Source organism: Synechococcus sp. PCC 7335, assembly GCF_000155595.1.
Taxonomy (GTDB): Bacteria; Cyanobacteriota; Cyanobacteriia; order Phormidesmidales; family Phormidesmidaceae; genus Phormidesmis.
The window spans coordinates 3,597,173-3,622,216 of sequence record NZ_DS989904.1 but is presented as its reverse complement, the minus strand read 5'-3'; the positions used below and the strand labels follow the sequence as shown (position 1 = coordinate 3,622,216).

The window sequence follows — 25,044 nt, the reverse complement described above, 5'->3', positions numbered from 1 at the left end:
TTTCCTTGAATAGGCGATCGGTTTGAACAGCCACCTCAGCAGAGGTCTTTAGCTAGTAGCGATCACTCTACAGGATCATTAGAGTTACTGAGATCTAAGATAGTGAAAAGATGGATTGACGAATCGTATTGACTAACATATCGGCCTCTGCGTGAGTAATCACCAGCGGCGGACTGATAATGAGAACATTCGTAAAGCCTGGAATTGTGTTGGTGTTACGGCCAATCATTACCCGCTGATCCAAACAATTCTTCACAACTGCAGCGATACTGGCATCGTCTAAAGGTGTTTTACTCTTTTTATCAGTTACTAGCTCAATACCTAATAACAATCCCTTTCCACGAACATCTCCTACATTTGGATGTTCCAACAGCTCACTTAGTCGGCTCAGCAAATATTGACCTATCTCAGCTGCACGCTCCGCTAACCCTTCACGCTCAACAATTTCAATATTACGCAGCCCCACTGCTGTAGAGACCGGTGTTCCTCCATAGGTGCTGATATGCCGAAAGTGGCGATCGCTCTTTTGTCCTGGCTGAGGTTCATCTAGAAAAGCTTCAAAGATATGCTGTTTGACAACAGTTGCTGATAGCGGCATATATCCGCTTGTTAGCCCCTTAGCAAACGTAATAATGTCAGGCTCTACGCCCCAGTGGTGATGGCCAAACATCCGCCCCGTGCGGCCAAAACCATTCACCACTTCATCGTAGATTAAAAGAATGCCTGTGCGATCACAAATCTCTCTAACCCCACGCAGATATCCATCCGGTGGCACAATCACTCCACCGCCAGAAATAATCGGCTCTACAATCACTGCCGCAATTGACTCTTCGCCCTCATAGCGGATTGTCATTTCTAGCTCTTGCAACAGTTTAACCGTATAGTCTTCTTCTAAGAGACCATCGCCAAACCGATAGTAATAAGGAGGGTTCACATGCATAAATCCTGGCACTAGCGGCTCGTACTTTAGCTTCCGCTCTGCCTGGGCCGTAGCGCTCAGCGCTCCCATAGAGTTGCCATGATACCCCCGATAGCGAGAGATAAATTTATATCTTGGCCCCGATCCAGCGGGCGCGATCTGAGCGTGATACTGTCTTGCAACTTTAAAGGCTGTTTCATTCGCCTCAGAACCACTGGTCGAAAAGAACACTTTTCCTTCGTAGCCCAGCAGCTCTAACAACTTATGAGCCAGACGAATTCCTGGCTCATGGCTCATCGTCATCAATGAATAAGACAAATTCAGCATTTGCTCATAGGCGACATCTGCTAGTTCCTGACGTCCATAGCCAATATTTACACACCATGCACCAGAGACCGCATCGAAATATTCATCGCCCCTGTTATCGGTGATGTAGCAGCCAGCTCCACTTTTTATACATTTAGGCGGCTTCTGGGCAAATGGTTTGTGCTGCGAAAGCGCATGCCAAAGCGAGCCTGAATCCATCTTTTCGAGCGTCGCTGTATCTAGTTCTCCTTTCACTGAGCTTTTTTGCTTTGAGCTGTCACCTCTCGAATTTACTTTCTCTGACTCTGCTGTCTGTTTTGCACTAAAATCTGTAACCATTAGGAAAAAGTCTCTAATAAAGACTCACTAGGATGTTCTTAAAATCTTGGTATATTCTGAAGCTTATACAAAATTGATGTTTGCAACAGTAACGGCTCCAATACAATCAATATGTATCTCCGACTACGATTCAACCCGTCGATCAATCAGTGTCCCAGAAGATTGATCCGTGGGGATAATGTATAGCTCGCTTATATTCACATGCGCCGGGCGCGAAATCGCAAACAGAATAGAATCAGCGATATCGTCAGGTGTTAGGGCCTTCATTCCCCGATAGACATTTTTGGCCCTATCCGTATCACCTTTAAATCGCACGTTGCTAAACTCTGTTTCGACTAAACCTGGCTCGATGTTTGTTACTCGAATCGGTGTCCCTAGCAAATCTATCTTCAGCCCTTCAGAGAGTACCTTCACAGCTGATTTAGTCGCACAGTAAACGCTACCACCAGGGTAAGTATACCTAGCTGCAATCGAACCGATATTAACCACGTGGCCTGCCTGTCGCTCTACCATTCCAGGTACGACCGCTCGGGTCATATACAACAAGCCCTTTACGTTAGTATCGATCATTTCCTCCCAGTCTTGTAGCACACCGCTTTGCTGCGGATCTAAGCCTCGACTTAGACCGGCATTGTTGATGAGTACATCAATTTCTTTCCACGGTTTTGGCAGTCCCTCGATTGAGACGCTCACATCTTCTGCGTTTTGCACATCTAAAGGTAGCAGCAACGTTTGGGTTTCGTAGGATTGTTCTAGATCGTCCGCTAACGCTTGAAGTTTCTCCTTTCGCCGTGCAGATAAGATTAACCTTGCCCCGTAAGCGCCTAGCTGCTGGGCACAGGCTGCGCCAATACCGCTGCTAGCTCCTGTGATCAACACAGTTCGATTCGACAGATCAAATGACATAGGCAACTCCTAAACCGAAGAAGATAAGGCGTAATTAACTACACAGAAGTACGAGAGAGTGCGTAACTATCTAGATACGCCAAAAGTGCTTGTCGAAAAGGCATTAGATTTTTGTACTTTTGCATATCAGGATGAAGTAATCGCACCGCGTCGGCTAGCTGCCTAGCAACTTCAGGGCTTTTGATAACTTGAGTTAGCGGATAAACATAAGTTCGAATAGTGAATAAGACGCCCCTACTGATCGGCAGTCGACGCAGCGTTTGACGCTCCACCCGTAGCCATAGCTTTTCCTCAATGTTCTCGATCGTAATAGATGGATCAAACTCAGTGGCGTGCTTTTCCTGGGTAAGGTGCAATTCTGGCGAATCGACAATGCTCCAGTTGAATCGGATGCCAGGATACTCTTTTCGCAAGCTGTCGAATACGTGATTGACAGGGCGAGCAAGCTTGTTGGTATAGCCAGGAACTCGGTGATGGATTTGGCTGATAGGTTGAGATAGCTTCTCTTTAAGTTTCCAGCGCAGTGGAAAGCAAACTGAAGCTGCCGCCAGCTGATAACCGGCCTTTGTCGGTAGCATCAGACACAGATCTTCTTGTACTAACCTAGCGGCTAGGTCTAGTGGCACCAGCGAAAAGTCTGAAAAGTGCCAAGTTTGTTTGGTTCTGATGTTAGTTATCGTCGAAGGGGCGATCGCTTCTCCCTTCGCTTGCCTATCACCCATTATCTGATAAACATCAGGAAAATGTTGTACTAGGTGTTCTGTTAGTAGATCCAAACATTCTTGCTGAGCAGCTTGCGACTCAACACTTGAGACGAACACGTCTTCATAGCGATGGGCTAGCAACCACGCCTTATACCTTAGCTGAGAAACAAAATCTTTGTCGATTTCGATCCAATCTTCTATATTCAGTGGCCGTAACCCCATTGCTGGACGTCCCTTCGTCCCCACAAATGGAAGATACATAGGTATATTTCCAGCAACTAAGATCTATCTATTGTTCTATTAGTAAATCTGCTCAATTAGTAAATTCAAAAAGGTTGATGGCGCATCACTACGATGCTAGGCGTTGCTGAATAGCAGTATGAATTTGAACTGTACTGCTGGAGATATCCAAAGCTTCTAGAATTCAGTTCATACCCTGAATCAGCAACGCCCGATGCTAGCTCATGCTATAGGGAGAACCTACGCCGTTCCACTTAAGCAAATGCTTGTGCAGCCGTCCCTCTTTGATGTGTAGTCGAGAGGGGCTGTAGCCTAAACCCAAAGGTGATAACTGTAGAGAGGCCGATAGCATCGTAATAATTCCTGCAGGTGAGTTTGCTACTCAACTCCAAGAGTAGGAAAGTATCTGGTAGATTTCTGTATATCTACTTACATTCTGCTTGCAAGTCTTTCATACGAACAGAATCTTCTCAAGATAACTGGATGTCTAATAGTTCTCTTATCCATGAATGTCCATGAATCGCAGCTCTCTCTTACCTATCATTCAGCGTTATAGAACGTGATTGATGAATTGATAGGCTGTAGCTCAGTACCAGGATAGTAGAACTGCAAAATCTGCTGATAAGAATATCCTTTCTCTCCAAGGTTGTAAGAACCTGTCTGACTCATGCCGACGCCATGGCCAAAACCACCACCAACGAAGCGAAAACCAGCTAGAATCGGTGCTTGTTTATTTTGCTCTTCACTGACTAACTCACGGCCAGTTTGCTTATGGTCAGTGTGATTATTCACAGCTTGTTCAAGCTCAGCAGCTACGGGATTAGGTGTGCTTTCTTCTATAACAGATGAGTCTAGGGCATCCAACTTGCCAGAGGTCTGCGAAGACGCTTCAGCTTTAGGCAGCTCCATGATTGGCTCTACATAAAACAACAAACTCCGGAGAGGAACAAGTGCCTTCACTGCTTCGTCTTTAATTAGATCAAAGGATCCTATATCTGTTTCTACGCTCAGCCTTTGGACTCGCCCAGAAGGCGCACGTTCGACGACGGTAAGATTGGTAAGTTTATTGAAGTTAGCTAGCGGATGCTGTCTATCCGATAGGTACTTTCTTAAAGTCTCTCCAATGACCTCGACAGAGGCTTCCCGGACCCATCGAAAAGCCTCCCAACCTTCTTCATTAAAGCCACTTTGGAGAGAAATGAATGCGCGAAAATTTGTTTCGTTTGATAAAGGACGCTCTGCTAAGTTCCACTTTGGCTGAAGGGAGTCGATCACCGGAGTAAGGTAAGGGCGATCTTCTCCGTTCCACACGTCAGTAAACCTAGCAGTGACGCCGCCCGTAGTCGAAGAATAGAGGGCATCGACAAGTTCGTTGTTGTAGGTCAAAACTTGTCCAGCGGTGGCGGCGATCGCCTGATCGCTTCTAGGACTCGTTTGCGCTAAGCCAAAATACACCTGACACTGCGTATCGGCGCAAATCTCATAATCATCGATGGCAAACCGACGAAGATTTCGCAGCGCATAGGTTCGTGCGAGTACTGCTTGAGCTTCGATTGAGGCTTTCGGTGCGCTAGGACCAATTTCGTGAGGAACCACACCCCGCAGATACAACTCTATAGGTACCTGGTTGACTAGCGTATAGTTCCCATAAGAGTTAGGCTGGAGCTTCATATCGCCTGCGAACAGATCGCGAAGCTGTCCGGCATCTTTCCCTAACTGAATTCGACGGTTGGCGCTGGTAATCGAAAACTCGTCTCGAGCATATCTAAAACCATCTGCAATAAAAGCTACTTTGGGCACTTCTGTGACGACTTGGCTATCGATAAAGGCGTTGGGATAGCCAGATGCGTGCAGATTCTCGATCAACAGTCGACGCAATAGCGGTGAGCTGTAGTCTGCTCTTTTTGCCCAGACCTGCCAAGCACCAGGCTGGGCAATTTCAGCGTTAATACCTGCTGCCTGCCAACGCTTAGCACTGTCCTCGGCACTCTCGAAGCTGCGGTGGGTGCTAAGGACTACCCACTCTTGAAGAACGGGCGTAGGTAAAGGCTGCATCGCCGTTTCGATCTCAAGTCGCTCGGTGGTGATAGTCTGAGGTTCGCTACCTGTTTTGAAGCTGACGGTTAGCTGGTCGCCGGCAAGGGGGGCTAGTATTAGTTTGTCAGTTTTGTTCTCACCAAAGCGCTGTACGATACCAACTTTGATTTCAGGGTCTTGGACCAGCGTATTGTCAACCGAGAGGTCAGCTGACTCGACCGACGACTGACTCAACGACTGAGCAGGAACAGGTTGAGCCATGATCGTATCCGCGATGACCATCACCCCACAAAACGTGCCAGCGCTCAGTCCAACTATCAAGCGATGAGCCCAACGATGCATAGCAATTCTCATATCAACCAAAATCTACGATCCCTATACATTATTCAACCCGATACTGGTTAAAACCACTCCGAATGCCTTTGATTTTGTATTTTTTTGTTCTTTATCAGACCTAGTTCCCAATCTCTATTGGTATAGCTATTCAATAATCGCGTAGTCATCGCTATTCCTCAGTCTGCCTGATCTACAATGCCATCCACTTCGACCCAAATTCCCCAAGTTTTAAGAGCGCTGATGCAGGCCGCAGGTATTGATAGCTATCGTATGCTAGCTGAGCGGGCCAAGGTTTCACGCTGGCAGATTCAGCAACTAAGAAACGGCCATATTCGAAAAATGCGGCTAGCAAACATAATTCAGATCTCAGAAGCTTTGGGAATTAGCTTTGCTGAGCTATACACTCGTTTTGAGCCTAATCAGTCGAAACATCACTCAAAACACTCAGTGGAACCCTTGGTGGAAGGTCCAGTTGAAGCTACCGAAACTAACACGATTCAAATAGCTGCCCTACAAACGCTAGAAAGTTGGCTCGTTCAGTGGCCTACTATCGCCAAACGTGCCCAGGATCGGCCTGAGCTTTCAGCTGCAAAGATTTTGCCTTTTGTACGTCCTGTTGAGCAACTCATGACTGAGTGGGGTGTAGAACCGATTGCTGCGGTCGATTGCCAGGTTGCTTACAATCCCACCTATCATCAGCTTGTAGCAGGGCATGCCGAACCTGGTGATCTCGTTCGCGTCACCCATACTGGCGCTGTTCACCACGGCAAGTTGCTTCACCGGGCGAAGGTCAAGCTACTATAGCTTTGGTCACTTAGCTTATAGCATAGTCATTGGCTATAGCCCTTATGTTTCAACAGGCTAAGTGACTCGCAATGCACGAATGCATCCGCACATTGCTATAGGTGAAAGTAGCTGATGGCGACTTTCACTTCGCGACAATAGATTTACTAGTCTAAGCTGTTACAAGCGTAATCACGGTTAGCTCTGGACTGCACATAAATCGGCCTGGGAAGTATGTTCCCAGACCTCGATTGACGTATAGCCAATTGTTTTCGACTTGGTGAAGTCCTCGGCACCATTCCCAATTACGAGCAACCTGGAAGCAGCGATCGCTTAGGAAAGGCACCCGGTTGCGAATGATACTTGGCACCCAGTGTCTGATTCGTTCCCATACCTGGGGACCAGGTCCTAGTCCTGGTAGATATACCTGTCCACCATGGGTGTGGCCGGATAGCTGTAGATCTACGCGATATTTCGACAGAGGCTCGGCTGTGTCAGGATTGTGAGAGAGAACCAAGCGAGGCGTTGTAGGCGGAATTTGGTCCAAAATGCTAGTGTCGAATTCTCCAGACCACAGATCGGCGAAACCAACTACCGGAAAATCTTCGCCAAAAGGCGTAGCAATTGCGTTCCACAGCACAGAAATATTACCCCTTTCTAACACTTGGGTAACCGTTTCTTTGGCACCGGGTACTGATATATCGTGATTGCCTAATACTGCAATGGTGCCGTACTGACTGGGCAGTGCTTTGATGCGGCGAACTAATTCGTGAATAGGATCAGGTGATCGGGTAACGAAGTCTCCGGTCAGCGTAATTAGATCGGGCTCGATATCTTCTACTTTGGCAATCGTTTTGGCTAGTAGCTGATCGGAGAGTCGCAGGCCATCAAAATGAAAGTCTGAAAGCTGGACAATCACGATACCGCTTAGTCTGGCCGGCAGATCTCGAATAGGAATCGTGTGCGCATCTACAGAAAGTGCGCCTGACAGAAGCCTGTGCATAAGCTTATAGGTAGAAAGCTGGGGGTTCTCTATAGCGCAGTTTCCTTACTATAACGTTTGTCTGTCCGGTACGTACCTGTGTGCTTGTAGACATAGAAAAGTAAGCATACACTCTTCCTTTCTCTTGGTAGGCATTCCCTATCGCCGGACGACGTCGCCGGTTCCTACCGCTGCGGGAAGAGTTGCTCTTTGCTCTGTAATGGTTTTAGCCGACGAGAATGTCCTAAGTAGCTCGTCGAGAGCGATAGTACAGCCCTACTCACTAAAGCTAGAGGCGACTAGCATCGTACCAATGCCCATATCCGAAAAGATTTCGAGTAGGAGTGAATGCGGCATTCGACCATCGAGTATGTGAGCAGCACGAACACCTTGAGCAAGCGATCGCACACAGCAATTCACCTTAGGAATCATGCCACCTGCAACTGTGCCATCGGCGATTAAGTTCCTAGCCTGCTGAATATCTAGCTGATTGAACAACGTAGTCGGATCGTGAAAGTCTTTCATGATGCCCGGCGTATCTGTAAGTAAAATTAGCTTTTCTGCGCTCAAGGCTGCTGCTAGCTCGCCAGCAACGGTATCGGCATTGATGTTGTATGCCTGCCCTGATAGATCAGCAGCGACGCTAGAAATAACCGGAATGTAGTCCGCTTTAACGAGCGATCGCACTAGGTCAGGCTGTACGTGGCTCACATCCCCGACAAAGCCAACCCCTTCGGCCATGGACTGAGGCCGGGCTGTCACCAGATTGCCGTCCTTACCGCACAGCCCGACCGCTTTCCCGCCTGCCTGGTTGATCAAAGACACTAGCTCCTTGTTGACCCGGCCAACTAGAACCATCTCCACCACGTCCATTGTCTTCGCATCAGTAACGCGCAGACCGTCTTTGAACTGAGGTTCAATGCTTAACTTCGTGAGCCAAGTATTAATTTCAGGGCCACCGCCATGCACAATCACTGGGCGAATACCGACGCTGGCCATAAAAACGACATCGCGAATGACACTTGCCTTAAGGCTGCTGTCTTTCATCGCTGCGCCGCCATATTTCACGACAATAGTCCGGCCATGAAATTGCTGAATGTAAGGGAGTGCTTCGCTAAGGATGCGAACGCGCAGGGCCTCGTTTTCGGGGGGTTGGGTACTCGGATCGAAGGGCATAGGAGTAAGCGCCTAGAAGGATGATAGTAAGAAGGCTACGATAGACTATGGACTAGGTGGTTCAAGTATCGAAGGAGACCGGCTTAATGGAGGGTTGATTAATCTGGATCTGGTCAACGGCAAGCTTCGGATCGGGTCGGATATTGGCTTGAATAGCGTTCAGAATGCGATCGCATGTTCTACCTACCGATTTACCTTCGTATCCAATACGGATATCGGCTTGAGCATAGAGATCTCTGCGTTCTGCTATTAGGCCCGCTAGCCTATCAGATAAGTTCGTATCCTTGATCAATGGACGAGAGTCCTTGATCAATGGACGAGAGCTGTCACCGGAGAGCCTAGCCACCAATATAGGAATAGGCACATCAAGCCAGATGATAATGCCGTGGTGTAGATAGCTCCAGTTCATCTGCTCGATGATGACACCGCCGCCTGTCGCCACTACCAAGTTTGTATAGGTCGAAACTTGGGAGAGAACTTGCGTTTCTAACTGCCGAAACACAGATTCACCAGCACTTGCAAATAGCTCGCTAACGGTTTGATTTGCCGACTGTTCGATCAGCGCATCAGTATCTACAAATCCATATCCCAGCCGGTTTGCGAGCTTTCGTCCAATCGTGGTCTTACCAGCACCCATCATGCCAATCAAATATAGATTGGTTTTCTTCAGGTCGGCTTTTAGTTGGGTGACTCGAAGATTGCTAATTTTAGACTTACTGAGTTTGGGCTGACCCGTTTTAGAGGGTCGGTTGGGCTGCGTAGCTGAAGTCGGGTGAATCATGACCTTGAAGAAGCATGTTTTATTATGGCACCTCAGCGGGAACGGTCGATTAGCGCCAACCAAAGCTGACGTTCGCCACCAGGCGCACTATAAAACAATAAATCAATCAAAAGTCGCAAGGATAGCTGGGTAAGCGCTTCGGTTTTTAACGTAGGTGCGGCCATGCGATCGCTATACATATTGCTGAAGTTATCTAAATAATCTCCCAAAATTGCCGCTCGGTGAGGCGGTTCTCCAGCAGCGCTTAAGGCTTCTAGGCGAGCAACTGCCTCACGTACTCGATGGTGATGGGCTTTAGCTAGATGACAGACCACCAGCACGAGTGCTCGGGCCTCCTCAACATCTAGCTTCTTGCGCCCTTGGCCTTTACGTAGTGGACTTGACTGGCGCAATCGCCACAGCCCCACTCGATCAGTGAGTATTTCTGATAGCTGTAGATCTTCAGCTGCTGCTAGCACCGCATCAGATCCAATATCCGTTAGCGCCTCAATCGCAATCAGCACTAAATCCAGCTGGGCTTTAATACTACCAAGCTGAAGAGCTAGAACGTCTGTTGCAGGCGAGGGCGCATCCACAGCAATCAACATGAACCAAAAGACTACGGCAATTGTGCCATAGCGAAGTCCCCTTCTATGACAACAGGATTTTATGACAGCAGGACTAGCTATCTATCAAACAATGACAGGTCCAAAGCATCACTATGACGAACAGACTTGCTGTCCCCACCGCAATCGCTGACTCGTCCGCTGGGAGGTTGGGCTCTGTGCTCCATTGATACAGACAAACGGTTCAACCCTCCAGGACTGGGCGCCAGTAGATTGACTCTCGAGCAGCAGTCCAAATATTTTCTCTTCTTGTAAACTACTGGAGCCAAAGAAAACTGCTCCCACGCTTGAGCAGCTCTCAATTAAGTCGCTAGATAACCGTTCAAGGAATTGAGGCGAGAGAAAAAATGACATGGTCGACGCACCGCTGAGCGATAGATACACACCATATGGCCGGCTGTTCGGAGTCGTTTCATATAGTCGGCTTAGCTGCAAAGAACTGACTAGAGCGCTGACCGCTCCGCTTGCTTCGATTTCTTCAGTAGCAGCCGAAACAGCGCTAATGCAGGTCTGTGAACTTCCTGGTAGAGCTGCTGCTGTCAACGTTCTCACTAAACTTTCTCGGTCCTCTTCGACATCTATCCTAATGCTGTATTGTCCTAGGCTACCTGATTCATAGCTATTAGCTAGCACAGTATAGGTTCCCGTACTAGGCAGGCGGACTACAAGCCTAGAATCATCGTTGGTACGGCTAATATCATCGTTCTCGCTGAGTCTTTCTCCTGCTGGGTCTAATAAAATCAGATACGGATCAAAGTCTTCGCTTTCAAGATAGATAGTTACGTACTCTCCACTTCTACCCGCAAAATCATACCGGTCGTAGAAACTGCCGTCGTCTAGCCTTGGATCTACATTGCTTAATGCTCCTCTAGCACTCAGGGGATTGCTAAGACCAGTGGGTTGAGCAAGCGCACTACTAGCCATTAAGCCGAAGAAGGCTGCCGTCGTTGCTATAGCTGTCCACAGCGTCATACTCCAACCCTTTCCTAACACTGTATCTGACGGTTGTTGTCTGCTTACCTTATGGATTAATGATGCACTTCTTAACCGATTTTCAATCACTTGTTCCATTCAAACCTAGATGTTCTAGGCTTACTTGCCCACCCCTTACTATTGCATCAGCACGAACCCGTATGACACTTCAGCCCAGCTAACTTGACCGTTTGCTTATCTATGCCTTTGCATGGCCATCTAATCTTGATAGAAATTTAACTATCAAAGAACTATCAGACGCCTAGTCTTGAAGCTTAGTTTGAGAACGACCGCCAACGTAGGTTAATCAAGTCAGTGCATAGGAGCAACCAGCTTATCTTGGGCAGACTCAGCTAAGTTGTTCAGGGGCTAAATGAATCAGGTATGAAATTAAGGCGTTAGAAAAATTGCCTAAAGTCTTCATCTTGCTCGCTGAGCTGAGCCCAGATAGCATCCTGGTGCTTGAACCAGCTCACAAGCTTTTTACAGGCAGGTCTTTCTGTCGCGTAGTGGCCAGCATCAATGAGTACGAGATCTTGATCTCGACCTGCTTGAAACTGATGGAACTTACAGTCTGAGGTTAAGTAGGCTTGCGCTCCGGTTTTCGTAACCGCATCGATATAGCTAGCACCAGAACCGCCTAATACGGCTACTTTTTGGATAGTTTTCTGTAAGTCAGCAGGAGAATATAGCAAACGGGGAGGGGCTAGTATAGATTGAATTTTTTCTAGCAGCTGTTGGAGTGTCTGAGCTGCTGGTAGGGTGCCAACTCTACCATAACCCCTATCCTGATCTTGGTCGGGCGCGGTGGGAACTATTGGCGCGATCGCACTCAACTCAAGCTGTTGAGCAAGCACGTCAGCGGTACCTCCGGCTACTTGATCAAAATTGGTATGAGCTGTGTAGACACCAATTTTATGTTTGATTGCTAGTCGGACCATATCGCCGATACTATCGTCCGCAATCACTGACGTGAGCCCACCGAAAATTAGCGGGTGATGGGCAAAGATAAGATTGACTGGCAATCCTTTAGCTTTTAGCGCGATCGCCTCGTGCATCACTGCTAGCGTCGGCGTTAAGCACACAAGGATTCCAGCCGGCTCTCGCAGTATTCCTGGCTCTACTTGCCAACCACAGTTGTCCCATTTTTCCTGCCAGAGAGGGTTCGCCCACTGCTCAAAGGCGCTAATCACATTACCAATAGTCATCTGTGGATTGAAATCGTTTTCACAACACGTGTCTACATCTTCAACATACCAGCCTTCTTATCGGTTACTTTCTTAGGTGAGCTAATTAGTAATCAATACGACTACAAACCTTAGAAACGGCTAGAATCCTATTTGTTAAACGACGACTACTTAATCTGAGCGCTTAATTTTATCCGAAGAGCCACCGAGTGTCCGTTGTTTGTGTTGGCTATCAGTAGTCTAGCTACTGCGTCTATCTGGCTCTCGCGACTGTTACAAACGATCGGTTAAATCAAAGATAGTCATTTTCCGGACTCATAATTTTGCATTTATAATTTTTGCACTTAATTTTTACGCTTGTAGAGAGGCACACTAGTGAGCAGTCCCACCAGATAGCATGTTGAGCAGCCTATGAGACGATTAAACTTTTTTGGGAAGCGGCTATTTTATAGTTGTGATCTCTCTTCTTCTACAGGAGACAAGAAGAACCCAACATCTATTGCGTACGCTAGTAAGCATCCTTGAGCGGGCACGTTATGGCTGTCAAACAAAACATAGGACACATGGAAGCCGTACCGACCTCAGTATGCTCGGCTCATCTTCAATAGGCACTCATAGATAGATATTAAGGATGCAAGAGAAATTGAAAGTGCTTGTCGTTGATGACGAGCCAGACAATCTAGATCTGCTACATCGAACGTTTCGTCGAGAGTTTCAGGTTTTTAAGGCTGCTAGCGGGGCTGAAGCGCTTGATATCCTAGACGCTAAAGGTGAGATGGCTGTCATTATCTCTGATCAGCGAATGCCGAAGATGAACGGCACAGAGTTCTTTAGCCATACTGTAGAGCGCTTTCCCGATACCATCCGAATTGTGCTAACCGGCTATACGGACGTAGAAGACTTAGTTTCAGCCATCAACGCTGGAAAAGTTTTCAAGTATATCACCAAGCCTTGGAAACCACAAGTCCTAAAGGAAACAGTTACTCAAGCAGCTCAAACCTATCAGCTGGTTAAACGTCGCACTCTTGCGCTTAGTAGGGCACTTAGGCAGGAATCTCTCAGCAATAAAATCATGACGGCTGTGCGTAGTTCTCTCGACTACAGTAGTACTTTACAATCAGTTGTCAGCGCTCTAGGCCAGGCGGCTACAGCGGACTTCTCGATGCTCTATCCTATAGAACTCACCCCAGAACCTGCGCAGATAGAGCATATGGGAGTAGAGTTACCAGAGGCTAACCCATTTGAACAAGACGGTTCTGAGCAAGACAGTTTTAAGCAAGATGGTCTGACTCCGTTTATCTACTATCGCGATGCCGATTCTAAGCAGCTAGCAGCATCTCTTCCTAAGGGGGTGCTTGCTAAGGGGGTGCTTGCTTGTAGCCAAGATCTACAACTTCCATCTACGATTGGTGATAAAACAGCGACAGATATTTTCTCCGAAAAACTAGAAATAGAGAAAAAGGTTTTTACTTGCATAGTTGTTCCTTTCATAGAGAAAGACACTCTATTAGCAAGCGTTTGTCTGTATAAAGAAACGCAGAACTTTCAGTGGTTAGAAGAGGCGACAGAGCTGCTAACCCACATCACTGACCAGGTAACGCTAGCAATTTCTCATGCTAAGCTATACCAGCAGATTCAGCGTCAGTCGACGAAAATGCTGGCAGAACTAGAGGTTGCTAGACAGATTCAAAGTAACCTTTTAAGTCAGCGCTGGCCAGAGACGCCGGGTTTGAAGATTCAGGCGCGCTGCCAACCCGCTAGAGAAGTTGGCGGAGATTTTTTTGAAGTATTTGTTCATCCTCAAGGAGATATCTGGTTAGCTGTAGGCGATGTCTCTGGCAAGGGCGTTCCGGCAGCACTATTTATGTCGAGTGCAATTTCAGTATTGCGTCGAGAGCTATCTCAGGAAGTATCACCTGAGCCAGATAGTGTAATGAGAAATTTAAACTACACTCTGTCGAATGATCTAATTAGCAGCAATTGCTTTATTACTATGGCGCTGGTTCGCTATAGTGCAAAGACAGGTCAGCTAATGTACGCTAATGCCGGCCATGTATACCCTCTAGTTTGGCCCCACCAGAGACTGGTTGCGCAGCGTGAAAAGGATGAGTTAGCCAACGCGATAGAACCGACCTACTTAAGTGTTCGAGGAGTGCCGCTGGGAATTTTGCCAAACTGGAAAGCGGAGGCTGGCGAGCTCACTCTTTCAGAAGGGGATATCGTTCTATTAACTAGTGATGGTATTACAGAGGCAACGGTGCCTAAGACAGAAGGCGATGGGAGACGCATGTTAGCTCAAGAAGGACTCTGGCGGTTTCTACAGCGGCAGCCCGCTGATCTTGACCTAGATGTCTTACTTTCGTATGTTCATCCTCTAGAAGGTGAGCAAGAGGACGATCAAACTATCTTGTCGCTGGAGGTGACATCATGTTGAAGACCGAGCTGACCGTCCCTAGCGATCTACGGTTTATGGAGGTAGTGGAGCACTGGTTGCTTGAGTCTTTGTGGCTAAGAATTGATCGCAACGATGTGGACTGGACCGAGGTAAAAATGCGGCTGCGCTTAGTCGTGGTGGAGGTTTATTCTAATATTGTTCGCCATGCTCACAGCGAGCGACCAGAGCTGCCAGTACTCATCCGCATCGAGCTAGATGAGAAAAATAACCTTTTGCTAGAGGTATGGGATCAGGGCAAGGGATTCCAGTTGAATGATTACGAAGCACCTTCGCCTTCTGACTTTCAAGAGGGTGGCTATGGGTGGTTAATTCTTAATCAAATTATGGATAACGTAGAGTATCAGCTTCAGGCGGGTGGCGATCGCAACTGTTTGAAGCTCGAAAAAGACCTGGCCGCTACTAAGAGAAATAGGTTCCGTTAAGAGCATCGGTCAAGATAGAATCAGAGTTGGTCTCCAGGACACTATCTGTGCAAACCCGCCTTGAGTTCGGATGAAGATTAGGTGGGTCTTTTCTTGCTTAGAAGACTCAGTCTAAATATGGCAATCTGCACTTGGCTGATAAGCATATTCAAACGCTACAGTCCTTATCCTATAGAGCTATTCCTATAAAGCTAATTGTTTGAGCTAAGTGCTTGGCAAACAGCAGTAGGCCTGCTGCTGTTTGCCAATAACTAAAACGATTAGGTTAAACCAATCAGATAGTGCGGTCGGCGTACAGTGCGATGACATCATCCGGCTTAACTACCACCACAGAAGGTGCAGTTGTTCTACCGACTAAAACGCCCGCTGCAGCTCCTCCAGCGACCTCCCATATATCGGGTCTGCCAAAAACTTCACCTAGTACATAGCCGCCAACTGCGCCAATTGCCGCATCGCCTAAGACCGCACCTGTTGAGGTTTGCCTAGGGTCTTTGCGCTCAGTCAACAAGTCGGAACGGGCGCTAATACTAAAAATCTGGTTGTCAATTTCAATGGCATTGGCTACGTATACAAGCCCGCCGTCTGAAGGTTCGAATCGACCACGGATTAACGTGCCAATCGGCAGCTGCCGTCCATTTAAGCTAGAGACGTTTTTAAGCACTAAATCATAGTCGTGCGCTTCTCTTTTATCGAGATACAAGGTCTCATCACGCCTCAGCTTGGTATCTAGTACGGACTGCTGCGAAGTCTGGTTAGGTGTTTGCGCTGTCGCCGTTGGCCGCGTGCTGGGCTGAGCTGTGGTCGAACGCTGGGATGAAAATACCTGAGCATTCGCGCTCATAGATAAAGGGCTAACGCCTAAGATTAGCAAGGCAAATAGTCCGCTCAGGGCAAAAGGTGAAGCTTTAGAGCGTACAGGCGTTAATCCTGATTGAAGTGGTTGGGAAGTCAGTCGTTGGAGTAGGGAGTTCATTTGCAACTTTCCTTCAGATAAACGCTAGTAAATATGGGCCAGCACAGCGCATGAGTCACCTGATGTTGCCTTCAGTTTCTGTTGATAACTTTGATCAATATAGCCCGAATAGATTGTCAATGGCCATCTGTACACGCATCTGAACGCTAATCAACAGATCTGGCTGTAAGCCCGCCAAGATGCCACCGGCGAAACCAAACAAATGCCCTTCCCAAGAAACGCTAAGCGCCCGGGAATCCGGTAGCATTGCGCGAAGCTGCGATCCGTACAGCACAAATACAATACTAGCTAGGCCAACTGTCCATAGAGTCGGTACGACATAACTACCCACTAATAAGAATCCAATATAGCCAAAGATCAGTCCACTTGCGCCTAGATGGATCGCCTCTCGGCCAAATAGCCAGGTGCCTAGCCCGCCTGCTAATAGGATAATGACTGTAACAGTATAGAAGTTGCTAGCATCCTGAAGCCTTTCTTGCAATAGAACTAACCCGCCTAGCACGACAAAAGGCAGTGTGTTTGCTAGCAAGTGGTGAATGTCTCTATGTAAAAGCGGCGCAAAGGCAATACCTAGGAGTCCAACAGCTTGACGAGGCCTAATCCCTAATAACCGACCAAGACCACCGGCTAATACCCAGTTCACTAGGCTGACCAACCAGGCCAGTAATAGGCTGTTACGCAGCTCCTCCAACTTGTCGCTCCAAACTGGGTCTCTAGAATAAAGGGTAAACGCGATAACGATTAAAACGAGATAAATAGCTAAAACTGGCGACCTAGATTTGAACACACCGATTGTCCAGATATTTCTGAAGGGTTGTGGGACAATGTAAACCGGTATAGGCAGGTTTTGCCAGATCTACAAAACACTAGATCGACCACCCGGATGAGATTATGGAAAACGGCATGAAGATGAATAAAGTGGCAGCTTTGTTGGTAGCAATCTCTATTGGCTTGATAGGACTGTTAGGATTTGCGGCGCCGAGCTGGGCCTATTTGCAAGAAGATGTTGACATGCTGATGAACGATAATGAGTGCCCGGTCTGCATTTTGAACGAGGCCGATTTGGTTGGCGCTCAGCTCAACCATGCCAATCTAAAAGTCGCTTCTTTAACGGGTGCGAATCTAACAGGCGCAGATCTCAGTGAGACCAACCTCATGCTTTCTGAGCTGATTGGTACTAATCTAACTAATGCCAGTTTGGCAGGTGCACAGATGAATGGCGCTCAGCTTAAAGACGCAGTGCTAAAAGGTGCAGACCTGAGCGGAGCAAATCTGACCCAAGCCAATTTAGAAGATGCTAATTTTGTGGGTGCCAAGCTGATCAATACCGAAATGACAGCGGCAGTGGTGGGTGTTGCTAACTTTACAGATGCAGACCTAACGGGCGCTAATTTGCGAGCAGTAAACCGCAGCCGAGCGATTTTCTGTCATACGACTATGCCAGATGGCGATGAAGAAAATAGAGATTGTGATTAGCATAGAAGTAGCTAACCATTGAGTAGAACGAGTGAGTAGAACAAGAACCTATGCCTAAGTTGTCTAAGTCGGGTGCGATCACTTCACAGTCAATCAGCCAATCAGCCAACCAGCCAGCCAGCCGGCCAGATAGCCAGCCAGTTTCGACTGAAAATCAGCTCAGAACAGCGCGTGGCTTTTCGCTATTTCGACGGTTGGAGTGGGTGTTAGACCCGGTGAGCTATCTAGAGCGAACCAAGGTAGATACTCCTGACTTTTTTGAAGAAGACACGCTGGGCTTTGGTGCTGGGCCAACGGTGATCACCTCGCACCCAGAGGCGATGCAGTATATCTTGACACGCGATCGCACCACGTTTAGTGCCCCGGGAGATTTCAATCGAATTCTTTCGCCTTTTCTAGGTACTCAGTCGGTAATTATGCTTAGCGGAGAGCAGCATAAGGTTAGACGACAGCTGATGACGCCGGCTTTTCATGGGGAGAGGCTGACAGTATATGGGCAGCTGATCTGCGATCTCACCAAAGAATTGCTTGAAGCACAACCAAAGTATCAACCTTTATCTATTCGCACCCTTACTCAGAAAATCTCATTACAGGTTATCTCTCAGATCGTTTTTGGCTTTACAGACGGTCCGCGTTCGAAGGAAATCATGGAGACGCTATGCGAAACAGTCGATAGCGTCGGTTCGCCAGCATCGGCCGCATTATTGTTCTTCACCTGGCTACAAAAGGACCTAGGGCCGTGGAGTCCGTGGGGAAAGTTTTTGCGTAAGCGACAAAGAATAGATAACCTGGTCTACGCAGAGATCCGCGATCGCGCTGCTGAAATTAAAAAAGACGGTGGTAGCGCCAATAGTAAGCGTAGTGATATTCTCTCAATGCTGATGGCTAGTCGCACCGAAGATGGCGAAGCGTTGAGCGAGCAAGAGCTTCGAGATGAGCTGATGGCGCTGCTGTTCGCTGGGCATGAAACCACAGCAACGGCGATGGCCTGGGCAATGTATTGGATTCACCAGCTACCAGCGGTAAAAGAGAAGCTGCTAGCTGAGCTAGCTGGACTGGGCCCAAAGGCTGATCCGATGGCGATCGCCCAGCTTCCCTACCTAAGCGCTGTATGCAAAGAGACCTTGAGACGCTCTCCGGTAGCGATGTTTACCTTCCCGCGGACAGCGGAAGCGCCAGTTAACATTGTGGGCTATTCTTTCCCCAAAGGAACCACTTTCTTAGGCTGTATATTTTTGACTCACCAGCGAGAAGATCTCTACCCTGACCCAAAGGCATTTCGACCAGAGCGTTTTCTAGAGCGAAAGTTTTCTCCCTACGAATTCATTCCTTTTGGAGCCGGGTCTAGGCGCTGTGTGGGGGAAGCACTGGCGCAGTACGAAATGAAACTTGCTGTGGCTACGATGGTGGCAAACTATCAGTTTGAGCTGGCAGACGAGCGCCCTGAGAAACCTGTTCGCAGAGGAGTGACTCTAGCGCCAGAAAGAGGCGTGCGTATGGTCGTGACAGGAACTCGTCAATAGATAACCTAGAAGACCACAATAACTTAGAAGACCACTTAGATAGATGGACCCTGAGGTGGAAAACAGGTAGAACGAGTTAGAACAAAGTAGGTGAACTTCATAGCCATGGCTACATTATTTGATCGCAGTCATTGGGGCCAGATCCGACTCACGGGTGCAGACCGAGTGAGATTTTTGCACAATCAAACTACAAACAGTATTGAACAGCTTTCGGCCAATGAAGGCTGTCATACTGTGTTTGTAACCTCAACTGGACGGACAATCGATCTATCTACGGTCTATGCTTTTGAGGATTCTCTACTGGTGATAGTGTCTCCAGGCATGGAAAAAAAGCTGTATGACTGGATGGATAAATATATTTTCTTTTCAGATAAAGTGACGCTAGTAGATGAAAGTAGCCAAACTTTCTTATTTACCGTAGTTGGGGAAGGCTGCGATGAGTTAGCGCGTACACTAGGTGCACCTAGCTTAGTGGGTAAACGCGCCTTTACTCACCAAGCGATCGCTGACGACAACCTACAGCAGGCTAGCTCAGGAGACTCTGGTACGCAAGAATCTAGCACACCAGATGATATTCGCATGGCCTGTGACGTTGAGCTAGCAATCCCAGGATATACGCTCTGGGGTCCTATTGAAAAAGCAGACGCTACGCAGCAGGCAATTCTATCTACAGGCATCACCGTTGGAACACAAGCAGAGTGGGAAAGTTTGCGTATTCAACAGGGACGTCCAACGCCTCATAAGGAACTTACCGATGATGACAATCCTTTAGAAGCAGGGCTTTGGCACAGTGTCTCTTTTGAAAAGGGCTGCTACATTGGTCAAGAAACAATTGCTCGTCTTAACACTTACAAAGGCGTCAAAAAAAGACTGTGGGGTCTAGCGATTGACCGCTCTGTTCTAGAAGGTTCAGACATTGCATTAGATGGGAAAATAGTGGGTAAACTTACCAGCTTGACTAACACCGAAGCTGGTTTCTTTGGCTTAGGCTATATCCGAACCAAAGCAGGCGGTGAGGGACTAGATGTAGAAATAGCGGGCGCGAAGGCTAAAGTGATGCCAGTTCCCTTCATTCAGCATGAGTACTACCAGAACGATCAATCAGCTAGTTGAGTTGGCGACTTCGATAGGTCCGATGATAAGAAACTATCGAGAAGAACAAGGTATAACCGTTGGTCTGTTGAAGGTGCGCTAAGACCAGTGGCCTCACGCGTCTGACGAACCTATACTTCGTCTTTATAAAAGCGATAGAACAAGTACTCGTCTTTAAAGCTGTGTTCATCTTTCACGTGGTGAAAAACACCTCGCTCGACTAACAGTTGACCTAGCCTGACAGCTTCTTTACGGGTAGCCTTTTGCGTTCTGACAATCCAGGTAACCGCTTCGCTGCCTACGAAACACTGACGATAATGCGTTAGCCGAAACCTGCGATCGCTAATGTTCAATCCATTAGGTCCTAGCATCTGTTCAACTAGCCGATCAACTTCTGTTGTGGCAACGCCTTTATGGCCCTTCAAGATAGCGGAATACTTAGTAACTTTTGCTATGATATCGGCTGGGAAAGTGCCTGGCTTAGGTATTGAGTTGGTTTGTTGTAATGTTTGCTCTATTGAAGGTTTGACCAGATCTTCTTTCGATGTTTGCTCTGATAGTTGATCTGGTAAATGTACAGCTATACCTGCTGGCTTAGTGCCTGCCGTGTCTAAGCCTACCGTGTCTAGCTTTTCCGAAGATTGTCTCTGTGCGGTATCGGCTAGATCTTGCAGCTGAAGGGTAGATAAAGAAGCTTCCTTAGAGATTCGTAGATTAAGATCGCGCTGGGGAAATGGAACTTTGATTTGGTAGCGCCTAAAGTTAGCCTCTAAAAGGTAATAAACATCACTTTTGACATCGAACTGATCTCTTGGATCGCGTATCCATAACAACAAACTAAAGTTAAGTGAACTCTCTCCAAACTCTGTAAACCTTAGCTGAGGTCGAGGATAGCGCAGTACTTCAGAGTGAGCACGGGCCGCTTCTAATGTCGCCCTATGAACATGTTCAATCACCGAGCCATAGGCAACAGATAGCGGTAGGTGGATTCGAGAAACTGGTTGTCCGTGGCTCCAATTAACAACTCTGTTTTGCACTAGCTCGTTGTTTGGCATGATGATAGAGAAGCCATCTACCGTCTGTAACTCCGTACTGCGGATGCCAATTCTTTCTATGCTGCCGAATATACCGCCCACGTCAATCAAGTCGCCTACCTGCACGGGACGTTCAATCAATAGAATCCAGCCGCTAATGAAATTGTTGACAATATCTTGTAGGCCAAACCCTAAACCTACGCCCAGCACACTGGCGAAAATAGCCAAAGCGCTAAGATCAATTCCCCATGCCTGCAGCAGAATAAACAGCCCTAATCCCATGAGCGCAAACTGCATGACTGTAGCGATCGCATCTTGTACGCCGCGTTCAGCGATTGTCGTCTGCAAAAAGCGCACCTTCACAATCGCAATCAGTCCGCGCACAGCAATCCACAACATCACTACGAGCACGATTAGTTTGGTGATGTCGATCAGTGAATAGTCCTGGTTACCAGTAGTTAGTAGGCTGCTATTGAAGACATTTTTTAAAAAATGAATCGTATTGTACCGAGCGGTGCGAGCCATAGGCAGCAATTCGCACACATACACCAAAAATGACAACACGATAGCGCCTTGCAAACAGGCCAAACCAGACTGAATCCACCGTTGTTTGTAAGCTGCTTGCTTTGAACGTTTGGCCCAGCGCCACAGCCGTCTACGTAGCTTGCGTACCAAGACATATAGAGTAAGTCCACCTATAAAGGCCACTGCGATTTGCCAGACGACCGCGCGAGCATAGCTAGAAGAGCGCTCTTGCTGTGCCTGAGCTAGCGCCGAGCGTAATTGGTTTGCCCAATCTCTGGCCTGTTCTTGGCGGGTAACGCCCATCCTGAAATCGCCCTCAGTCACAGTTAGCAGATGAGCGTTGTTCACTCGGATAGTACTTAGCTGATGGCGTTCGACCACACTGATGCGGATGCGCCGATCGAAAGGAGTGGTCTGCAGCGCCATTTGTAAGTCACTGTTAACGCTCTCAGCGCGTCTTTGAGCTGTAAAGCCAGGAATACTGCCTAGGCGAAATAGCACACGGCCATCAACAACGATGTCAGCAGCGGGCATCTCGACCGACTGAGTAGTAGATTGACCAAGTCCAGGTTGTAGCAGCATGCCCTGGCTAAACAACAAGAAAAGAACGATGATCAAGCAAGTCTTTAACCGTCTTATTGGGCTAGAGCGCCTATCCAGACGAAGAAACAGCTTCTTGATAGGCAGTTCTACACGCAGCATCAATAGCAGTTTTCCTTAGAAGATGCATTCGATTTTAGCGCTATTGCTGTGAGTTGCTTTCAGAAAAGGGATGAGAATAATCGGAAAGGCCGGTGAGAAAACGATAAAGCATCCTAAAGATTTCTCTTATTCACAGATACTTTCTAAGTCAATGCTTATGGCTTTATCATCTTTTTGCTGGCCACGGCACTAATACTTAGAGGCGAAAGAAGAGGCGAAACACCAGAGCTTTGCTTACTGCGACTGCTCAAACTCCTAATAACTCGTTCCTAAACGTGGAAGAACTATGCCTAACATGCTGACAAAGCGGTCAATCGGAAGAATAAAATTCTCTAGCAGCTTTGCTATTGTGATTGCAACTGTGGCCTATTCACCTACGCTCCGAGCCGAGCCAGAACTACCCGTGCTTCAGCCTGCGCCGAGTCACTCAGTGATTCAAGCTCAGTCCCCATCTTCTACCTCGACTGGAGATATGACGCTTGAGCGCCTAGCTACTGTTTTAAGAGAAACCGATAGCGAAGTGCAGGGCGCTAATGGACAGTGGCAACTTACAGTTGGCGATCGCCCGGTCGTGGTGCTAGCCGATGCCAGCCGTGATCGCATGCGAATTATTGCACCTGTTGTGGCGGTGAGCGAGCTGAGTCCTCAGAGTGTCCAAAACATTCTACTTGCCAACTTTCACACCTCTCTAGATGCCCGCTATGCGATCTCTGACGATACGCTTGTCTCTGTATTCGTGCATCCGCTAAGGTCGCTTGAGGAAGACTATTTACGCTCGGCGATTAGTCAAGTAGCGACTCTTGCAGACACCTTCGGTACAACTTACTCTAGCGGCGGCTTAGGCTTTGGTCCTGGTAGTGAATCTTCTAGACAAGAGCTTCATCAGCCGGGGTCAAGCGAAGTAGAAACCATAAGAATATAAAATTACAAAACATAAAATAAGTCACAGAATATACATTTAAAGAGATAGAACAGTGTTTCATCCCGGTTGCCTGTTCTATCTCACTTCACTCTAATCGGCTTTGGCTAGTCGATTAATCCCTGTTGCCTAGCTGCTTTTTCTATCTGAACGCGCAAGTCTTTATCTGGATCATCATGTACATTTAGTACATCTTGAATACAGAGCCAGTAGCTACGAACAGTTCTAGCACTTACTCCCAACTGATGAGCGATCGCCTTATCTGAAAGCCCTTCTTGATACTTGAGCCGAAGGACAGCTACCCACTTCTCATTGACTTGAGGGCGTGATCGCACATCTTGTGGTAGGTAGATCGAGCCGCTTAAAGCGAGTTCTGCTAGCTTTAAGACATCCCCTACCGGCTTAGATTTACTCGCAGCTGCAAATCCAGCCTTGTACTGATAGATCTCTGCCTTCATGCGGACCAAAGGCTTGATACTTTCGCCTAGCACTAAGATACTCGTAGCATGTTCTGTCTTCATTGCTGTTCTTACTAGGCTAACGCCAGTTTTACAGCGAGCAGTTTCGCCAAGCTGTTCTGGCAGTTCTAAATCCAAAATTGCCAAATCAATCCGATGCTGTCTGACTTTTGCGACCGCCGTTTTCTGATCCTGAGCAGCTATGAGCGTTGCTTTTGGATAAGACGCTCTTAACATCGAGATCAGACACTGCATGACCGCATCATGATCGTCTACAACTAGGAATGTCGGTGAGTGCGTTGAATTATCTGAATCATGTGCTAACGACTGAGCTGAATCTGATACTAGTAATCGCCAGTTGATTCGGTCAGACGACATGTTATGCCCCAGAAAGTTTCTATCCGATGGTAGAGAAATTAGGGCTAACAACAAACCTGTGAGCGGATGAGTCTTTACAGCCGACTTTCAGGCGAGATAAATGCTGATCGATTGGCCAGCTTACATACTTAACTTTTGATCAGGTTCGGTTACTATGAGCGCCTGCCTGTCGCCAATATTGTAAGTAACTTGCTATGTAAACATAGGCTATGGATATGAGAAAAGAGACGTAAAGAGAGAATTAATGATATGAACCCGTAGGGCAAACCGCGGCTGGTATTTCGCACAAGGGCCAGGGATGGAACCCTAGAGATTCATGGCTTAAGCTTCCATGTGTAGAATTCTCACTGTTCGTTCAGTTTTTGGTTTGAACAGTCAGCTATTGTTGGATCAATGAAAACAACAAATCAACTTAGACTTGTTTTTGTTAGAACTGTTGCACTCAATAGGTTTAGCGATGAGTATAAAGAAAGAAAATGAATCAGCCTTCGAAGAGCAGACTTCGGCAGGTCGAGATCCGTCTGAGCAGCTCTCACCGGAGCAACTAGATCAAGTAGCAGGCGGTAATCACGCTGCGAGTGAAGATAACGCCGAACCTGCTGAAGAGACAGGTGAGAAAAACTTCTTTAAGTACAAAAAGAAGAAATTCTTCGGTTTTGGTCATGGTCATGGTCACGGCCATCATCACTAGATGAGCGGTTGGAAATTTCATTCCGACACAGCATTACTAATTCAAAGGGGGTCGATTCTTAGCGTTGGCCTCTTTGTTTTTATCTCGAATGATTATCAGAAAGCTACGTACAAGGACCGCTAT

At 47.5% G+C, this 25,044-nt stretch carries 22 protein-coding genes; 8 read left to right on the top strand and 14 right to left on the bottom strand.

Annotation, left to right across the window (positions count from 1 at the left end):
* Positions 1-94 precede the first annotated feature (94 nt).
* From S7335_RS15310 to S7335_RS15295, 4 genes are all read right to left on the bottom strand, one after another.
* A complete protein-coding gene (locus S7335_RS15310) occupies positions 95-1,564 on the bottom strand; it encodes an aminotransferase (protein WP_006455995.1) in 1,470 nt (489 codons plus the stop codon).
* A 123-nt stretch (positions 1,565-1,687) separates the two neighbouring features.
* Positions 1,688-2,470, bottom strand: a complete 783-nt coding sequence (locus S7335_RS15305; protein ID WP_006454557.1) for an SDR family oxidoreductase — start codon at positions 2,468-2,470, stop codon at positions 1,688-1,690.
* A gap of 38 nt (positions 2,471-2,508) precedes the next feature.
* Positions 2,509-3,435, bottom strand: a complete 927-nt coding sequence (locus S7335_RS15300; RefSeq protein WP_006455219.1) for a DUF3445 domain-containing protein — start codon at positions 3,433-3,435, stop codon at positions 2,509-2,511.
* Between the two features lie 519 nt (positions 3,436-3,954).
* The gene (locus tag S7335_RS15295) at positions 3,955-5,793 is read right to left on the bottom strand and encodes a SpoIID/LytB domain-containing protein (RefSeq protein ID WP_006455016.1); all 1,839 of its coding nucleotides are present in this window, start codon (positions 5,791-5,793) and stop codon (positions 3,955-3,957) included.
* Between the two features lie 189 nt (positions 5,794-5,982).
* Between S7335_RS15295 and S7335_RS15290 the strand changes: the two genes are divergently transcribed.
* Positions 5,983-6,591 (top strand): helix-turn-helix transcriptional regulator, encoded by a 609-nt coding sequence (locus S7335_RS15290; RefSeq protein WP_038016335.1) that lies wholly within the window; start codon positions 5,983-5,985, stop codon positions 6,589-6,591.
* Between the two features lie 151 nt (positions 6,592-6,742).
* Here the strand turns inward: S7335_RS15290 and S7335_RS15285 are convergent, their stop codons facing one another.
* The 6 genes from S7335_RS15285 to S7335_RS15260 form a co-directional block, all read right to left on the bottom strand.
* Positions 6,743-7,573 (bottom strand): metallophosphoesterase, encoded by an 831-nt coding sequence (locus S7335_RS15285; RefSeq protein WP_006456269.1) that lies wholly within the window; start codon positions 7,571-7,573, stop codon positions 6,743-6,745.
* Between the two features lie 255 nt (positions 7,574-7,828).
* Complete coding sequence (argB, locus tag S7335_RS15280; protein ID WP_006455177.1) at positions 7,829-8,728, bottom strand: acetylglutamate kinase; 900 nt, start codon at positions 8,726-8,728, stop codon at positions 7,829-7,831.
* A 61-nt stretch (positions 8,729-8,789) separates the two neighbouring features.
* On the bottom strand, positions 8,790-9,368 hold the full coding sequence (locus S7335_RS15275; protein WP_071777001.1) for a shikimate kinase: 579 nt from the start codon (positions 9,366-9,368) through the stop codon (positions 8,790-8,792).
* Between the two features lie 173 nt (positions 9,369-9,541).
* The gene (locus S7335_RS15270; protein ID WP_006456790.1) at positions 9,542-10,096 is read right to left on the bottom strand and encodes a DUF3038 domain-containing protein; all 555 of its coding nucleotides are present in this window, start codon (positions 10,094-10,096) and stop codon (positions 9,542-9,544) included.
* 111 nt (positions 10,097-10,207) lie between these two features.
* Positions 10,208-11,086 (bottom strand): PPC domain-containing protein, encoded by an 879-nt coding sequence (locus tag S7335_RS26070; RefSeq protein WP_006453642.1) that lies wholly within the window; start codon positions 11,084-11,086, stop codon positions 10,208-10,210.
* A gap of 398 nt (positions 11,087-11,484) precedes the next feature.
* The gene (locus S7335_RS15260; RefSeq protein WP_006453543.1) at positions 11,485-12,294 is read right to left on the bottom strand and encodes a Nif3-like dinuclear metal center hexameric protein; all 810 of its coding nucleotides are present in this window, start codon (positions 12,292-12,294) and stop codon (positions 11,485-11,487) included.
* A gap of 610 nt (positions 12,295-12,904) precedes the next feature.
* Here S7335_RS15260 and S7335_RS15255 point away from each other — a divergent pair.
* A complete protein-coding gene (locus tag S7335_RS15255) occupies positions 12,905-14,707 on the top strand; it encodes a SpoIIE family protein phosphatase (protein WP_038016333.1) in 1,803 nt (600 codons plus the stop codon).
* A complete protein-coding gene (locus tag S7335_RS15250; RefSeq protein WP_006457222.1) occupies positions 14,701-15,150 on the top strand; it encodes an anti-sigma regulatory factor in 450 nt (149 codons plus the stop codon). Before S7335_RS15255 ends, S7335_RS15250 begins: the two co-directional genes overlap by 7 nt.
* 274 nt (positions 15,151-15,424) lie before the next feature.
* On the opposite strand, the gene S7335_RS26065 is transcribed toward S7335_RS15250, so the two are convergent.
* Together S7335_RS26065 and S7335_RS15240 are read right to left on the bottom strand one after the other, a co-directional pair.
* Complete coding sequence (locus S7335_RS26065) at positions 15,425-16,123, bottom strand: hypothetical protein (RefSeq protein ID WP_006456360.1); 699 nt, start codon at positions 16,121-16,123, stop codon at positions 15,425-15,427.
* Between the two features lie 94 nt (positions 16,124-16,217).
* Positions 16,218-16,910: a rhomboid family intramembrane serine protease gene (locus S7335_RS15240; protein ID WP_227500011.1), complete on the bottom strand. Its 693-nt coding sequence runs from the start codon at positions 16,908-16,910 to the stop codon at positions 16,218-16,220.
* Between the two features lie 116 nt (positions 16,911-17,026).
* Here S7335_RS15240 and S7335_RS15235 point away from each other — a divergent pair, with 116 nt between their 5' ends.
* The 3 genes from S7335_RS15235 (at position 17,027) to S7335_RS15225 (ending at position 20,235) form a co-directional block, all read left to right on the top strand.
* On the top strand, positions 17,027-17,599 hold the full coding sequence (locus S7335_RS15235) for a pentapeptide repeat-containing protein (RefSeq protein WP_227500010.1): 573 nt from the start codon (positions 17,027-17,029) through the stop codon (positions 17,597-17,599).
* Positions 17,600-17,649: 50 nt separating this feature from the next.
* Positions 17,650-19,122: a cytochrome P450 gene (locus S7335_RS15230; protein ID WP_006456673.1), complete on the top strand. Its 1,473-nt coding sequence runs from the start codon at positions 17,650-17,652 to the stop codon at positions 19,120-19,122.
* A gap of 105 nt (positions 19,123-19,227) precedes the next feature.
* Positions 19,228-20,235 carry a folate-binding protein YgfZ gene (locus tag S7335_RS15225; protein ID WP_038016330.1) on the top strand — a complete coding sequence of 336 codons (1,008 nt, stop codon included), beginning with the start codon at positions 19,228-19,230 and terminating at the stop codon, positions 20,233-20,235.
* Between the two features lie 110 nt (positions 20,236-20,345).
* Here the strand turns inward: S7335_RS15225 and S7335_RS15220 are convergent, their stop codons facing one another.
* Entirely contained in the window at positions 20,346-22,355 is a 2,010-nt protein-coding gene (locus S7335_RS15220) for a mechanosensitive ion channel domain-containing protein (RefSeq protein WP_227500009.1), read from the bottom strand.
* 469 nt (positions 22,356-22,824) lie between these two features.
* Here S7335_RS15220 and S7335_RS15215 point away from each other — a divergent pair, with 469 nt between their 5' ends.
* Positions 22,825-23,397 carry a YbjN domain-containing protein gene (locus tag S7335_RS15215; RefSeq protein WP_227500008.1) on the top strand — a complete coding sequence of 191 codons (573 nt, stop codon included), beginning with the start codon at positions 22,825-22,827 and terminating at the stop codon, positions 23,395-23,397.
* Between the two features lie 104 nt (positions 23,398-23,501).
* Here S7335_RS15215 and S7335_RS15210 read toward each other — a convergent pair whose 3' ends face one another.
* A complete protein-coding gene (locus S7335_RS15210; RefSeq protein ID WP_006454300.1) occupies positions 23,502-24,230 on the bottom strand; it encodes a response regulator transcription factor in 729 nt (242 codons plus the stop codon).
* 457 nt (positions 24,231-24,687) lie between these two features.
* On the opposite strand from S7335_RS15210, the gene S7335_RS15205 reads away from it, so the two are divergent.
* Positions 24,688-24,921, top strand: a complete 234-nt coding sequence (locus tag S7335_RS15205) for a hypothetical protein (protein WP_038016327.1) — start codon at positions 24,688-24,690, stop codon at positions 24,919-24,921.
* Positions 24,922-25,044: the final 123 nt, after the last annotated feature.